10 protein-coding genes and 1 tRNA gene are annotated in these 15,022 nt (G+C 62.8%); 1 reads left to right on the top strand and 10 read right to left on the bottom strand.

The window, feature by feature from the left end:
• Window positions 1-14: 14 nt before the first annotated feature.
• The 7 genes from CT676_RS44785 to CT676_RS31265 form a co-directional block, all read right to left on the bottom strand.
• On the bottom strand, window positions 15-593 hold the full coding sequence (locus tag CT676_RS44785) for a hypothetical protein (RefSeq protein WP_193560918.1): 579 nt from the start codon (window positions 591-593) through the stop codon (window positions 15-17).
• Complete coding sequence (locus CT676_RS31290; RefSeq protein WP_085400403.1) at window positions 590-1,078, bottom strand: hypothetical protein; 489 nt, start codon at window positions 1,076-1,078, stop codon at window positions 590-592. Before CT676_RS31290 ends, CT676_RS44785 begins: the two co-directional genes overlap by 4 nt.
• 585 nt (window positions 1,079-1,663) lie before the next feature.
• Window positions 1,664-3,130, bottom strand: a complete 1,467-nt coding sequence (locus CT676_RS31285) for a hypothetical protein (RefSeq protein WP_135216033.1) — start codon at window positions 3,128-3,130, stop codon at window positions 1,664-1,666.
• 36 nt (window positions 3,131-3,166) lie between these two features.
• On the bottom strand, window positions 3,167-3,604 hold the full coding sequence (locus CT676_RS31280) for a hypothetical protein (RefSeq protein WP_135216032.1): 438 nt from the start codon (window positions 3,602-3,604) through the stop codon (window positions 3,167-3,169).
• A gap of 584 nt (window positions 3,605-4,188) precedes the next feature.
• Window positions 4,189-4,998 carry a hypothetical protein gene (locus CT676_RS31275; RefSeq protein ID WP_135216031.1) on the bottom strand — a complete coding sequence of 270 codons (810 nt, stop codon included), beginning with the start codon at window positions 4,996-4,998 and terminating at the stop codon, window positions 4,189-4,191.
• A gap of 96 nt (window positions 4,999-5,094) precedes the next feature.
• Window positions 5,095-5,171, bottom strand: a tRNA-His gene (locus tag CT676_RS31270).
• Between the two features lie 191 nt (window positions 5,172-5,362).
• Window positions 5,363-5,797 carry a phasin gene (locus tag CT676_RS31265; RefSeq protein ID WP_063985516.1) on the bottom strand — a complete coding sequence of 145 codons (435 nt, stop codon included), beginning with the start codon at window positions 5,795-5,797 and terminating at the stop codon, window positions 5,363-5,365.
• A gap of 737 nt (window positions 5,798-6,534) precedes the next feature.
• Here CT676_RS31265 and CT676_RS31260 point away from each other — a divergent pair.
• Window positions 6,535-9,987 (top strand): PAS domain-containing protein, encoded by a 3,453-nt coding sequence (locus CT676_RS31260; protein WP_135216030.1) that lies wholly within the window; start codon window positions 6,535-6,537, stop codon window positions 9,985-9,987.
• 79 nt (window positions 9,988-10,066) lie between these two features.
• Here the strand turns inward: CT676_RS31260 and CT676_RS31255 are convergent, their stop codons facing one another.
• The 3 genes from CT676_RS31255 to serA all read right to left on the bottom strand — a co-directional run bounded on the left by CT676_RS31255 (window position 10,067) and on the right by serA (window position 14,853).
• Entirely contained in the window at window positions 10,067-11,614 is a 1,548-nt protein-coding gene (locus CT676_RS31255; RefSeq protein WP_135216029.1) for an FAD-dependent monooxygenase, read from the bottom strand.
• Window positions 11,615-11,889: 275 nt separating this feature from the next.
• Window positions 11,890-13,062: an acetyl-CoA C-acyltransferase gene (locus tag CT676_RS31250; RefSeq protein ID WP_085399316.1), complete on the bottom strand. Its 1,173-nt coding sequence runs from the start codon at window positions 13,060-13,062 to the stop codon at window positions 11,890-11,892.
• Window positions 13,063-13,263: 201 nt separating this feature from the next.
• Window positions 13,264-14,853, bottom strand: a complete 1,590-nt coding sequence (gene serA / locus CT676_RS31245) for a phosphoglycerate dehydrogenase (RefSeq protein WP_085399315.1) — start codon at window positions 14,851-14,853, stop codon at window positions 13,264-13,266.
• Between the last annotated feature and the right edge of the window lie 169 nt (window positions 14,854-15,022).

Below are 15,022 nucleotides of genomic sequence, written 5' to 3'. Positions count from 1 at the left end.
AATGGTGGGCGAGATCATCTCGGAATGGTGGGCGACATCAAATCGGAACGGTGGGCGAGATCATTCTGGAATGGTGGGCGACATCGAGCGGAATCAGCACCGATCCAAAGCAATGGCATTCGCCGCTCGGCTAATTTATCGACAATATCCTGCGCGTCGAGAATTGAGACATTGTGAAAGACCCTGACCAATTCCGCCATGACCCAAGTGCAGCTAGAAAGGACGAATACTGCATCCATATGATTGGGATCGACATCACCGCCTGCATGCCCCACGCCCCGATTGTTTCGGACCTCAAAGAGCGCAGGCAAAAGTCGCGGGATCAAAATCTGGAAGCTGCGTGGGACCTGGCTATTGTTTTCGAGCAGCTTGCACGCTTGGTCGAAGGCACGCGGTTTCTTCGGCGAAATTGAGTAAATGCCTTTCGCGTAGCCGTCTAAGATCGTGAACACGATCTCGCAAAACTTGCCGCCGCTGAGCTCCGAAGGCGACCATCGATGCTCAGCGAAATTCTGTACGATCGACTGGTACTCGGACAATAACGGTAGACGCAATCCGTCCGGAATCGCTGATAGCGCACTCTGGACGCTCATTCAGCAGGCGCACTTTCAATCGCCTCAAGTCCCTCCGGAGTGATGAAGAATGCCCCTCCTTTCGTCTTCTCACAAAACCCCTTGCTAACATTTTTGTTTAGGCAATCAGCCGAATTGGCCAGTCGCTTTTGATGATTATCCAGCAAAGCCTTTGTGACAACACTCGCAGTGAGCGCCTCAGTCGTACGTCCAGAGAGCCAATAGGCTGTAACGAGAAATCGGCGGACCTGATTCTTCTCAGCCTTCTTTGCCTTTATGTAGCTCGCTAACGAGCCACCAACTTTCGGTGTCGATCCATTCGGATTGGTGTGCGATCCGCTTCCCCCGCCGGTATCCCCGGCGCGAAATGCAGCCGGCTCGGCGGACATTTTGCCAGTCATTGTGAGTGAAATAATTTGGCTTGCGAGCGCTTCGTCGATCTCACGCTCGAAATTGTGGCCAGGCCCGGCCACGGTCAGCTTATAGGCTTGCTTCTCGCCTACCATTCCGTCACCCAAAGGTTGAAAAGAGGAACAAGACATGAAAGCGGCAAAGCGGGCAACGATTGAGTTCCGCCTATCCCCGACAAAAAGTCGATTGTGCATCGCCGCATTGCCAAGAGAGCCACAGCGACAACGGAGGCTGAGAAGAAGCGTCGAACGGATGCTTTGAGCTGGAGACCGCTGCTTCAAAAATTTGCCCGATGCAATCCGAGAGGCCGATGGAGGGCAGACGAAGGCTCTCTGCAAGCAAGGGTACTCGATGAGCGGAAGAGATCTTTGCAGAGCTAATCGGGCGAGGGCTGCAACTGGCCGCCCGGAAAGACGAACCAAAAGCCGCCCCAGTGCACCGGTTCAACGATCCTGGAATAACCAACTGAAATCACTGGTACAGTTGGGTGGGTACTGCCGCCGCTCAACTTTGTCTTTGATAAACCTAGCTTTTTTGCTCGCCAAAGATCGGCTTTTGTAGCGTGTTTTTGTATTCTTGAGCAGCTCGACGTAGCCGGAGCACGACTGGCACTGAAGCTTCACGACCATCTAATAGGGAAGGCACTTGCCTGCTGTGCGCCGGCTCCCAGAGCTTCCTCTCTATTCTGGCAGCCCTGCCTGCCGTAGCGCGCTGTTCATCTTCTCGATGTATTCGGGCTGAAAGCAGAACATTCGATAATAACTGTCGGCCTCGCGAATGGTGAAATCCGGGCGCAATTTCAGCAGCTTTCCGACCTCCGCCTTGGCCTCGTCGAACCGACCGAGAAACGGCAGCGCGTACGCCTGATCGAGATGACTGAGCCAAAAACCCTCAAGGTAGGCGTGCCGGAGATCCTCAAGCGCCTGTTGATATTCGCCTTTCCACCAGTGTCGCTTTGCGGGCGCTAACCACCAAGCAAACGAGGCATTGGGACCCGCCAAGCGAATGGCCTTTTCGGCCATTGCGGTCCCGTCATCCCAGTCCCCCATGAAGGCGAGCCACATACCTCCTGAGAGGGTTCGCGCATCGTTGGAATTGAGCGCGAGGGCCTTTTCCAATTCTTGTCGGTACAGGTGGATTTGACATTTGGTACTCATCGCCAGAGCGTAGGTTCTTTGAGCGAACGCATCGTCGGGTGCAAGCTCAACGGCGCGTGTCGCGCCCCGTAAGATTTCCTCGTTCAAATACAGACGCTTATCGGTGTGTTGAATTTGGTCGGAAGGTAGACCGATCCCCATGCTTCTTTGGTTAAAAAGAACAGTGGCGCGTGCTGACCACGCGAATGCGTTATTCGGCTGTCGCTCGGTAAGTCGCTTGGAGCACTCTAACGCTTTCAGAATTGCGGATGACAATCCACGTACAGACCCGACTACCGCATGAACAATACATTCATATGGACTGAGTTCGAAGACCGGCTTGTTCTGGGATTGCGAGTAATCTGCGTTCATAATTGCGCCGGGGTAGCCACCAATCTGCACGGCGGCGGCGTCGCCAATTTCGTACGCGGACGTTTCCGTTTGCACGCCTTCGGCATTCGCATCGAAGGACTTCGACCAAATCTCTGTACCAGTGCGCAGGTCCGAAACGTGGATATTCGCGCGAGCACCGCCGCCCAATGGGTGAACCTCACCGCTCACCAGATAGTCGACTTGCGCCTTCCGGGCCGCTTTGATGGCATCATCACCTTCCTTTAGAAAGTTTGCAGCGGTTGCGCGCGGTATCACTCGCAAAGTGCTGAACCTCCCGAGGGAGGATGCAAGTTGTTGGGTTACCCTGTCGGCAAACGAACCAAGCCCCGGCGCGGCAATGGGGCTCGAAACAGGCAATACAGCTACTGAAGGCCCCTTCGAGACGATCAGACCGGTGGACGCGGCAGTCGTGGTCGTGGTCGTATCTCTGCCGACGTGGCTGTGCAAAATGTCCCACGCGTGCCAGTAGCCCGCGAGCCCGCCGACCACAGCACCAACCGCAGCAACGGACGCAATGATCGCGCCGAGTTTCCCAAGGCGAAGACGCAGACGAGTGGAGAACGATGCGGATTTGCTATCGTTCAACTTCGGAGCGTCGTTTAGGGGCGTGTCTGCCACCGTCCACCGTTCCTCCGAACGTCAACCTTTGGAAAGTTACAACCAGGTTGCAAAGCTGTCCATATAAGGGCCTTCGTGGTAGCTATCGGGCGCCTCGGGGTAGATGACCTTCCACACGAGATGGTCACCGAACTCCCGCCAGTATTTCGCGGGACCAGGATTGGCCTCGTGCTGCTTCACGAACCAAACGTACCAGCGCCCAGCGAGCGCTATAGCGTTAAGCCGGGTGAGAGGCTGGCCTTCGCCATTCCTATGCGCCCGTAATGCAGCGATACGGGTCTCAATCTCAGCTAACCACTCGCCGTGCTGTGACTTCGCAAAGGGGATTGGCGTCCCGCTCGGTATCCGAAGCTGAGCTTCCCAGCGCACCCCATACAAGCGCCCATAGTCGTCGCGCACATCGGCCGGGATACCTTTTCGAGCGATAAAGCCGCCACCCTTCGCTCGAACTAACTCAACCATCCGCAATGCCATTTGTAGCGCCTTTTGTATTTTAGGCGGCGCAAATACATCAGGCCTATCAGTAAGTTGCTGGGAAAGCGGACTTATCCGCAACGGTGGTACAGTTGGGTGGGCTCGAACCACCGACCTCCTGTTCCCACAGACAGCGCCGAAGGGTCGACACGGGTTCGCTCAACTGTCAATCACAGGAGGCCTGCCACACGCAAAAGCCGCCAAGGTCTCCCTCGACGGCTCGTGCCGTTGCGTTTGCGTAGAGGTACTGTGTCGAGCGGTGCTCGAACGCAGCCCGTACTCGCTCTTATTGGACGCACGCGACCTTCAATGAGGGCCGGTGGGTGCGTTGCCAGTGTGCCGGGCCAACGATCCCCGATCCCTATGAGATGTGACTGGCGGCGATGCTCTTCAAGCGAGCACTGCTGTCCCATTCGATGAAATGGCAAAGCGCGTTTTCAATTGAGCACACTTCGATCATCATCAGCAATCAAGGTCAGCAACTGATCCACCACAACCCGGATACACGTTTCGAAACTCGTATCGGTGATGATTTCGCCGAGGGCGGAAGGGGTCTAGCGGCCTTAAAACGTGCGCCCGGCGTTCTACATGCTAGGCCTTCCGGAGCTAGGTCGGAGGGACCACTCTCGCTGCATCTCAAGGAAAACGGCCCGCCAACGGGTCACCGTCTTCGGCGCCGGCTTTGTTGCAAGCACGAAAGCCTCAAAAAGCTCCCAGCAACTCACACTGGGCGAGCGCGGCGCCCCGTCTGCGAACGACGGGAAGGTATCGGGCCTCTCGTCACGGGCGTAGTCGCCATTCGCGCGCTTCTCCAATAGCTGGATTGCGGGCAACAGATTGTCGCTGACAGCGTCCACGAACAGCGCATGCGCGGTAAGGTTCAACGCCTTCCCCTCGTTGGCGAGGAAGGTTGCGACCCGCGCCAATTCGGCAATCTGCGGCCTCACGGCTTCCCGCACCTCTGGGTCATATTGCCAATCTGCGTGAGGGTCGGACCCTGGATCCTCTTCGTACTCGTCAGGCGCCTCTGGGCGGATCACATTCCACACGACGTGATCGCTGAAGTCCCGCCAGTACTTTGGCTTCCCTGGATCGGCCTCGTGCAGCTTCACGAACCAGTTGTACCAACGGCCCGCAAGCGCGATTGCGTTGAGCTTGGTGAGTGGTTGACCCTCGCCATTCCTTTGGGCTCGCAGGGTCGCGATGCGGGTTTCGACCTCGGCCTCCCACTCTCCGAGGCGGGCCTTGGCTTCGTGCTTAGGCGTACCGGCCGGAAGCTTGAGGTGCGCCTCGCGCTTGTGCCCATAGAGCCGTTGGTAGTCCTCGCGTACGTCCTCGGGGATGCCCTTACGGGCGAACCACCGACCATCTGCGGCTCGATTCAACGCGACCATTCGCAACGCCATTTGTGCAGCCTTTTGTATTTTAGGCGGCGCAAATCCTGCTGGTCTATCAGTAAGATGCTGGGAACGCGGTGTTATCCGCAATCTTGGTACAGTTGGGTGGGCTCGAACCACCGACCTCCTGTTCCACAGACAGGCGCTCTAACCAACTGAGCTACAACTGCATCCTTGCGAGCCGCCTTGGGCGCCTGGACGGGCCGTCGACCTAAGGGGGGCTGGACGGGGCGGAAACTAGGTGCAACGGGCGTTTTTGGCAAGGCCGCAAAACCCGAGAATCGCGCTTCCGACGAGGTTATTTCCAAAGCAAAACCCGGGCTCTAGGCCCGGGTTTCTTAATTTAAACCAGCCGGCCTAATCAGGCGGCGGGCTTGTAGAACTTCGAGGCAGAGGCCTTGATCGGCTCGACGGTCTCGGCGGCGACGCGCTGGGTCAGCTCGGCCAGCTCCTTGGCCTGGGACTGGAAGGTCTCGAGCTGGGTGCGGGTGTGGCCGGTCCACAGCTCCAGCGCTTCCGCCGGCGACTTGAGGCCGAACAGCTGCTGGGCGAAGTCCAGCTGGGCGCTGGTGTTGGCCTTCATGAACTCCACCAGCTTGGCGGTGTACTCGCTCGCGCCCTTGTTGGCGGAGGTGAACACGGCCTCAACGGTGCCGTTGTGGGTCTCGGCCGCGTCCTTGAACTTGGCGTAGCTCTCGCGGGCCTGCGACACGCCCTTTTCGGCGAACGCACGCATCTGCTCGGGAACCTCGAACGGAATGATCGAGGCAGAAAACGGATCAGTCGCACCTGTCATGATGTCCCTCACGATAAAGAAAAAATGGAGTGAGCCTTCTGGCGCGCCCGCCGGCCCCGACCTAGGCCTCAAACTCAGCGGGAACGAACACTGGAACGCGATACAAAAAGATGGCTCGCCCAGCGCCCATCACTATCGCCGCCTAAGATGTCAACATTGTGCAACGCAAACGTGATCCGGGCTGCGCCGCGAAATTTAATCGCGGTCAGGATGAGGGTTCCGCATGAGGGAACCCTGGGTTGAGGTAGTCTGGTGCCTGCTGTGGCCGCTCTCTTACCCTCCCCTGGAGGGGTCGAGACGAGCGGAGCTCGCTCGGGGGTCGATCGCGCGAAGCGCGAGCGGGGTGGGGTGATCTCTCCACTCGAGCACCGCCTCCATTGAGAGGCTGTCACCCCACCTCGGTTCGCATTGCGCTTCGCTGCATGCGAACCGATCCTCCCCCTCCAGGGGAGGATGGGCACCTGTGATGCCGCGCCAGCCTGCTCTTTCGGCAAAGTCTCAGGGCTTGGGCTTGGCCGCATCCATCGCCGCGCAGCCCGCCCGCGAATCCTGCGGATGCCGTTGGGCTGCAGCTTGCGGGGGCGGCTACATTAAGGTTATCGCGGCTTTAGGCTTGGCCGTGTAGACCGGAGCCGTGGACCTGCCTGCGCCTGCGCGCGATACTAACCCTTTCTTAAGGCTGTCATTCCGGCAGCCTTGCACCCTGATGTTGACAAGCGAGACTTGAAGCCGGTCGGATGACGAGTTCGGATTTCCAGTTGCGAGGCGTGGGCGATCCCCGGCTGGCCGTGCACGCGACCTCTCCGTTGCCCGCCTGGCTCTGGTCGATCGACGGCACGCGCGTGCTCTGGGCCAATCCGGTCGGCGCAAGGCTGTTCGGCGCGGCCCATGGCACAGCGCTCGCGGACAGGACCTTCGGCCCGGCCGACAGCCATCGCCGCCAGGTCGCCCGGCTCGCGCGCCGGCTGGCGCCGAACGGCGCGATCAGGCTGGAACGGCTGCACGGCTTCGGCGCCCGCTTGGGCATGCTGATGACCTGCGCCTGCGCCCGTCTCGACTTCGCCGATGGAAGCTCCGGCGTGCTCGTCACCGCGATGGATCCGACGCTGCGCTCCATGCCACTGGTCGAACGCCTGCATCGTCTCGTCGAGGGCGCCAGGGTGCCGATGGCGGCGTTCGCGCCCGACGGCCTGTTCGTCGGCGCCAGCGAAGCCGCCCGCTCCCTGCTCGGCTTCCGCGATCTCGGCGATGCCGGTCTTGACCAGGCCCGCAGCGATGCGCTGGCGAAAGGCCGCGCCGAGACGCCGATCGGCATCGGCCAGATGGTGCTGCAACGGGTCGGCATCGGCGCTGATGTCGGCCTGGTCGCGCTGATCGAGCCGGCCGCCCGGCCGGCGGCGCCCGCTGTCGAAGGGAATAGCGCGCGCGAACAAGATGCTCAGCCCGCGCCCGACGCTCCGCCGGTCCCTCCGGCTGCGGTGCCAGACCATGCGCAGCCTGCGCGGCCGAACGAGGCCGCATCCGAAATCGCGCTGTTCGACGCATTCGCCGAGCCGGTCGAAACGCCGGCTCCGGCCGAGACCGTCCCGCCATCAGCGGCGATCGCGGACGCGCACGCCGCGAGCGACGCGATGCCGGAGGTCGTCACGATCCCGGAGGCGGCCGAAGCGCCTGTCCAGGACACTGTCAGCGAAGCGATCGACGCCGCGCCCAAAACTCCGGTTGAAAACCCGCGAGAGGCCATTGTGTCGCCGCAGGCCGCGCCGATCACCTCACACATGGTCGAACCGCCGCCAGCGGAGCCGCCCGCACCGCGTCAGCATCCGCTGCGCTTCCTGTGGCAGGTGGATGCGGAGGGGCGCTTTGTGCTCGGCTCAGACGAGTTCATCCACCTGATCGGCGCGCACACCGCCGCCGGCTTCGGCCGCCCCTGGCGCGAGATCGCCGACGAGTTTGCACTCGACCCTGATGGCCGCGTGGCGCAGGCGCTTGCAAGCCACGACACCTGGGCCGGGATCACCGTGAACTGGCCGGCCGATGGCGGCGAGCATCTGCCGGTCGAACTCGCGGGCCTGCCGGTCTACGACCGCGAGCGCAATTTCGCGGGCTTTAGGGGTTTTGGCGTCTGTCGCGATCTCGACGGACTGAACCGGCTCGATGCGCTCAGGCGCTTTGAGCTGCTCGCCGCGCCGCCCGCACAGCACGGCCTCTCTGCCGACGTCGTCGAACTCGATCCCGATCCCGAGCCGGAGCCCGTGGCGGAGGCACCGCCTCCGCCAATCGAGCCGCCCGCACCCGAGCCTGAGCCTGAGCCAACACCTGAACCCGAACTGCCCGAACCCGTAGCCGACGCGAATTCACATCCAACCGATCCGGAAACATCAGTGGAAACGCCTCCCAATGTCGTGCCGTTCCGCCCGCCCGGCGATGCGCGATCGCCGACGCTGACTCCGGTCGAGAACAGCGCGTTCAACGAGCTCGCCCGGCAATTGTCCGAGCGGCTCGAACGCGAACGCGAGACCATCGCCGCCGTCACGGCCGAGCCGCCGATGGCGGGAACCGCGCCCGAACCTTCGATGCCGGAGCCCGAGGCGCCGCACGTGCCAGCCGAATGGCTGACTGAACCGGCGCCGCCCGCGCAGGGCCACAGCATGCGCGACCGCGCGCTGCTCGATTTGCTGCCGACGGGCATTTTGATCTACCGGCTCGACCGGCTGCTCTACGCCAACCCCGCCTTCCTCGCGCGCATGGGCTATTCCAGCCTGGGCGCGCTCGAGGATGCCGGCGGGCTCGATGCGCTCTACGTCGAGCCCGGCGTATCGTCGGCGAGCAGCACGTCGCAAGCCGGCACGCCGGTGACGATCAGCGCGACGGTGGCGAACGGCGAAGAGCCGCTTCCGACCACCGAAGCGCATCTGCACACGATCGACTGGGACGGCGCGAGCGCGCATGCGCTGATCTGCGCGCTGCCGCAAGCGGCGCCCGTCGTTGCTGCGCCAGTCATCGTGCCGCCTGTCGTCGTCGAACCCGTCGTCGCGGAATCCTTCCCCTACGCGCCCGAACTCGAGCCCGAGGCCGGCGATGCCGACGCCCAGGATCTCGCCGCGATCCTCGACACCACCGCCGAGGGCATCGTCATGTTCGATGCCGAAGGCAACATCCACGCCTGCAACCGCAGCGCGGAAGCGCTGTTCGGCTATGACGGCGAAGCGCTGATGCAGCGGAACCTGGTGACGCTGTTCGCGCCGGAGAGCCAGCAAATCGTGGTCGACTATCTCGAAAGCCTCAAGAGCCAGGACATCGCGAGCCTGCTCGACCACGGCCGCGAGGTGCTGGGGCGCGAGAAGAAGGGCGGCGTCATTCCGCTCGCCATGATCATGGGCCGCACCAGGCCCGACGGCCCGAACTTCTTCGCCGTGTTCCGCGACCTCTCGCAGAGCAAGAAGGGCGAGAGCGAGCTCAAGAACGCCCGCCGTCTCGCCGACGGCGCGGCGAATGCCAAGGCCGACATGCTGGCGCGGATCAGCCACGAGATCCGCACGCCGCTCAACGCCATCATCGGCTTTGCCGAGGTGATGATCTCCGAGCGCTTCGGCACCCTCGGCAACGAGCGCTACGGCGAATACATGAAGGACATCCGCGCCTCCGGCGAGCGCGTCATCACCATCATCAACGATCTCCTGGAGCTGTCGCGGATCGAGACCGGCAAGCTCGATCTCAATTTCGCCAACCTCAATCTCAACGATCTCGTCGAAGCCTGTGTCACGGTGATGCAGCCGCAGGCCAACCGCGAGCGCATCATCATCCGTACCTCGCTCGGGCATGCGTTGCCGCAGGTGAGCGTGGACGCGCGCGCGATGCGGCAGATCACCATGAACCTGATCTCGAACTCGATCCGGCTCGCCAGCGCCGGCGGCCAGGTCATCGTCTCGACCGCGCTCACCGACCGCGGCGAGATTGCCCTGCGCATCCGCGACACCGGCCACGGCCTGAGCGAGCGCGAGGTCGCCGCCGCGATGGAGCCGTTCCGGACGCCACCGCCCGGCGATGCCGCGGACAGTTCGGCGCTCAGCCTGTCACTGACCAAGGCCCTGGTCGAAGCCAACCGCGCCAGGTTCAACATCAAGAGCGCGGCCAATTCCGGCACGCTGATCGAGGTGGTGTTCGCACCGGCGGCGGTGGGGGCGTAGGGGCGGCGGAACAGCTACGTAGCCGAGGTGAGCGAAGCGATACCCGGGAAGGTCCCGCATATCGCTCCGCGCATGCGGGCTACGCAGACGTGATCGTGGGGTCACCGAACCATCTCGCCGCCGCCTGAGCAGCCTCCTTATCGTCGGATATGCCGTCACTGGCCCACGCGACGAAGCCATCGGGACGCAGCAGCACGGCGCTCAGACCCAGCCGATCCCTCGCCTCGCTCGCGACATAGGTGATCCGGTCGCCCCAGCGACTTGCCAGCGCCTGAAGCGGTGAACGCGCGTCGAAATCCAGCAGCAGGCCTTTCGACGTCCTGAGGCGTTCTCCAACCGTCGTCCCGTCGCGCAATTCGAAATCGGGAGCACTCCGGCCGACAGGCGGATGGCTGCCACCGAGATCGTAGCGGAGCGAAACGCCGCGCACGCGCTCGGCGAAATAGGTGGCACCGTCGCGGGTCTCGACGAGATCGCGAATGATGGCCTGAAGTGCGCGGGCGCTCGGCGTCGGCCGCATGATCGCGACCTGCGCGCGCGACCAGTCGAGGATTTGCGCGCCCACAGGATGCCGCTCGCGCGAATAGCTGTCGAGGAGATCGGCCGGTGCTTGCCTGCGGATCGTCGCCGCCAGTTTCCAGCCCAGGTTCATCGCATCGCCGAGACCGAGATTGAGGCCCTGGCCGCCCAGCGGCGATTGGATGTGAGCAGCGTCGCCCGCGAGGAGCACCCGCCCTCTGCGATACGTGGTTGCCTGATGGGCCCGATCCGTCCAGGTGGCGGCGAGCCGAAGCGCCGTGACGGTGACGTCGGTGCAGGAGACGCGACGCAGGACGCTCTGCACATGCTCGCGCGTGATCGGCTCGGTCCGGTGGAAAGCTCCGCCGTCGAAATCGACCATCGCGATCGTCCCGGGCTGCGCATAGGTATACATGCCGGCGAGCGTGTAGTTGCGGCCGTGACGAAGCTTGTCCGGATCGGCCAGCTCGACATCGATGGAATAGCCCGTGAACTCGGGGTCGGTGCCGACGAAGTCAAAGCCGCCAGTCTTGCGTACCGTGCTGCGGGCGCCGTCGCATCCGACGAGCCAGCGTGCCCGGAAGGTCTCGCCGGCCGCCTGCACTGTCACGTCTTTGCTCGAGGCGACAACGGCATTCACGCCAAAACCGCGCCGGATCTCGACGCCCATGCTGCATGCGCGCGCAGCCAGAACGGATTCGAGCGTTTCCATATCGACGGCAAGGTTGGCATCGGCCGACGTTGGCAGACGCCAGGACCACTTCGTGACATCGATGTTGTCCTGATAGAACTGGATGCCGGCGAAATGACCCGCGGGCCGTCGCGTCTGCTGCATCCAGTGGGCTGAGCTCTTGATCGCGCCTGAGGCAAGCTGCTGCGCGGCCACAATCTGTTCCAGCAGGCCGCGCCGGTGAAAGGCCTCGAGTGTGGGGAGCGAAAGACCGCGCAGGCCAAACGGGAGTTGCTTCAGGGCCGAATGCGAATCTTGCGATTGCTCCAGCACCAGAACCTGGAGACCAGCGAGCCGCAACTCGCACGCGAGAAACAGGCCGACGGGACCGGCACCGGCAATGACGACGTCGTATGGATTCGAAGATTGATCGTGCATGGGACGCTCCTGAGGTCGATGTTCGACCGGAGCGTTCCCTGGGCTTGAGAATCACACGGACGAACGATTGGGCGCCCTGGTGGCGTCCGATGTTCGTCGCGGGGATCTCGTGCACAAGGCCAAAGACCAGAGCTTTCGTTACCGAAAGGATTTGGGCTTACCAGACCAAATCTGCCTTTTCCGACACGAACTGTATAGTTTCGTGACGATCGATCCGCAACGAAAAAGGCACGGCGCTTGCGGCGCCGTGCCTTTTCACATTCATGTGGCTTATCTCAGCTGTAGATCTCGAACAGGCCGGCGCCGCCCTGGCCGCCGCCGATGCACATGGTCACGACGCCCCACTTGGCCTTGCGGCGCGCACCTTCCTGGAGGATGTGGCCAGTGAGACGCGCGCCGGTCATGCCGAAGGGATGACCGATCGCGATCGAGCCGCCATTGACGTTGTACTTGGCGGGATCGATGCCGAGCTTGTCGCGCGAGTAGAGGCACTGGCTGGCGAAGGCCTCGTTGAGCTCCCACAGATCGATGTCGTCGATCTTCAGGCCGGTGCGCTTCAGCAGCTTCGGGATCGCGAACACCGGGCCGATGCCCATCTCGTCGGGCTCGCAGCCGGCCGTTGCCCAGGCGACGAACCGGCCGAGCGGCTTGAGGCCGCGCTTCTCGGCATCCTTGGCTTCCATCAGCACCACCGCGGCGGCGCCGTCCGAGAGTTGGCTGGCATTGCCGGCGGTGACGAACTTACCGGGGCCCTTCACCGGCTCGAGCTTGGCGAGGCCTTCCAGCGTGGTCTCGGGGCGATTGCACTCGTCGCGATCGACGACGTAGTCGACGATCGATTCCGCCTTGGTCTGCTTGTCGACGACCTTCATCCTGGTCTTCATCGGGACGATCTCGTCCTTGAACTTGTTCGCCTGCTGGGCCGCGGCCATGCGGCGCTGCGATTCCAGCGAGAACTCGTCCTGGTATTCGCGGCTGAGCTTGTAGCGCTCGGCGACGATGTCAGCGGTGTCGATCATCGCCATGAAGATATCGGGCGCGACCTTGAGCAACTCCGGATCGATCGATTCCTTCGGCGAGCCGCCGCCCGGAATCGAGATGCTCTCGACGCCGCCGGCAACGATGCAGTCGGCGCCGTCGGAGCGGATCGAGTTGGCGGCCATCGCGATGGTCTGCAGGCCCGACGAGCAGAAGCGGTTCACGGAAACGCCGGCCGTGGTCGTAGGCAGGCCGGCGAGCAGCGCGGCCTGGCGGCCGATGTTCGGCGCGCCATGGGCGCAATTGCCGAGATAGCAATCCTCGACATAGTCCTTCTCGACGCCGGCGCGGTCGACCGCGTGATGAATGGCATGCGCGGCCAGCGACATCGGCGGCGTGATGTTGAACCCGCCGCGGCCGGACTTGGCGAGGCCCGTGCGTGCATAGGAAACGATGACGGCTTCACGCATTGTTTTCTCCCTTTCGAACAATGGTACGGAGGCGTTGGTACGAGGCGTTCTTGGGCGCCATTGGTACACAAAGTTCGACTGGCTTGGGAGAAATAAAGCGGGCCGCAGCATCAACAAAAACGCCGCCCTCTCGGGAGGGCGGCGTGGTTGTTCCGCAGGTCGGAATATATGACGGCCGTCATTCCGTGGCGCGCGAGCGCCTCAGAACGTCAGTGCCTTGACCTGCTTGACCTGCGGCAGGGCCTGCACCTTGGCGAGCAGATCGGGCGGCACGACGCCGTCGACCTCGATCAGCGCGATGGCATCGGAGCCCGGCGCGACGCGGCCGAGATGGAAGGTTGCGATGTTGATCTTGGCGTCGCCGAGGAGGCTCGCGAACTTGCCGATGAAGCCCGGCTTGTCCTCGTTGGTCACGTAGATCATCGACTTGCCGAACTCGGCGTCGACGCGGATGCCCTTGACGTCGACGAGGCGCGGCTTGCCGTCATGATACACGGTGCCGGAGACCGAGCGCTCTTGGCGCTCCGTTGCCACCGTGACGGTAATCAGGCTCTCATAGTCGCTCTGGGCGGCGCGCACGATCTCGTCCACCACCATGCCGCGCTCCTTGGCGACGACGGGGGCCGACACCACGTTGACCTCGCCGAGCATCGGCCGCAGCAGGCCCGACAGCACGGCCGAGGTGATCGCCTTGATCTTCATCTCGGCGACGTGGCCCTCATAGGTGATCTGCACCTTGAGGATGCCGGATTCGGTGAGCTGGCCGGCGAACGAGCCGAGCTTCTCGGCGAGCGAGATGAACGGCTTCAGCTTCGGCGCCTCTTCCGCCGTGATCGACGGGAAGTTGACGGCGTTCGAGATCGCGCCGGTGAGCAGGTAATCCGACATCTGCTCGGCGACCTGGAGCGCGACGTTCTCCTGCGCTTCCGTGGTGGAGGCGCCGAGATGCGGCGTGCAGATCACGTTGGGATGGCCGAACAGCACGTTCGCGTTGGCGGGCTCCTCGACGAAGACGTCGAAGGCGGCGCCCGCGATGTGCTTGGAATTGAGCGCATCGACCACCGCCTGCTCGTCGACGAGGCCGCCGCGGGCACAGTTGATCAGGCGCACGCCCTTCTTCATCTTGGCGATCGCGGATGCGTCGATGATGTTCTTGGTCTTCTCGGTGAGCGGGGTGTGCAGCGTGATGAAATCGGCGCGCTTCAAGAGATCGTCGAGCTCGACCTTCTCGACACCGATGTCCTTGGCGCGCTCCGGCGACAGGAACGGATCGAAGGCGACGACCTTCATGCGGAGGCCGAGCGCGCGGTCGGCGACGATCGAGCCGATGTTGCCGCAACCGACGACGCCGAGCACCTTGCCGGTGATCTCGACGCCCATGAAGCGGTTCTTCTCCCACTTGCCGGCCTGGGTCGAAGCGTCGGCCTGCGGGATCTCGCGGGCGAGCGCCAGCATCAGCGTGATGGCGTGCTCGGCGGTCGTGATCGAATTGCCGAACGGCGTGTTCATCACGATGATGCCCTTGGCCGTGGCGGCGGGAATCTCGACATTGTCGACGCCGATGCCGGCGCGGCCGATCACCTTGAGGTTGGTCGCCTTCTCCAGGATTTTTGCGGTCGCCTTGGTCGCGGAGCGGATCGCGAGACCGTCGTAATTGCCGATGATCTCGGCAAGCTTGTCCTTGTCCTTGCCGAGATTGGGCTGGAAGTCGACCTCGACGCCGCGATCCCTAAAGATCTGCACGGCAGCGGGAGAGAGCGCGTCGGAAATGAGAACTTTGGGTTTGGTCATGGGGATGATCCTTCGCCTTCCCTAACGGGAGGATCGGCCTGCGACGGCCGGAACTGAGTGAAGAAGCTTTGTCTTCCCGCTCTCCCCGTTCTTACGGGGAGAGGGTTGGGGTGAGCGGCAGCCACAGGCGAAGGTGCAAGCGGAGAGAGCTCCTCACCCGGACTGCTGC

The organism is Bradyrhizobium sp. MOS001 (genome assembly GCF_004634465.1).
Classification (GTDB): domain Bacteria; phylum Pseudomonadota; class Alphaproteobacteria; order Rhizobiales; family Xanthobacteraceae; genus Bradyrhizobium; species Bradyrhizobium barranii.
This window is presented reverse-complemented; position numbering and strand designations above follow the sequence as displayed.

Bases quoted from the DNA above. Each gene is read 5' to 3' on its own strand.
- CT676_RS31265 (WP_063985516.1), bottom strand. From the start codon at position 5,797: ATGACAGGTGCGACTGATCCGTTTTCTGCCTCGATCATTCCGTTCGAG.
- CT676_RS31260 (WP_135216030.1), top strand. From the start codon at position 6,535: ATGACGAGTTCGGATTTCCAGTTGCGAGGCGTGGGCGATCCCCGGCTG.
- CT676_RS31250 (WP_085399316.1), bottom strand. From the start codon at position 13,062: ATGCGTGAAGCCGTCATCGTTTCCTATGCACGCACGGGCCTCGCCAAG.
- serA (WP_085399315.1), bottom strand. From the start codon at position 14,853: ATGACCAAACCCAAAGTTCTCATTTCCGACGCGCTCTCTCCCGCTGCC.
- CT676_RS31275 (WP_135216031.1), bottom strand. From the start codon at position 4,998: ATGGTCGCGTTGAATCGAGCCGCAGATGGTCGGTGGTTCGCCCGTAAG.
- CT676_RS44785 (WP_193560918.1), bottom strand. From the start codon at position 593: ATGAGCGTCCAGAGTGCGCTATCAGCGATTCCGGACGGATTGCGTCTA.
- CT676_RS31280 (WP_135216032.1), bottom strand. From the start codon at position 3,604: ATGGCATTGCGGATGGTTGAGTTAGTTCGAGCGAAGGGTGGCGGCTTT.
- CT676_RS31290 (WP_085400403.1), bottom strand. From the start codon at position 1,078: ATGGTAGGCGAGAAGCAAGCCTATAAGCTGACCGTGGCCGGGCCTGGC.
- CT676_RS31255 (WP_135216029.1), bottom strand. From the start codon at position 11,614: ATGCACGATCAATCTTCGAATCCATACGACGTCGTCATTGCCGGTGCC.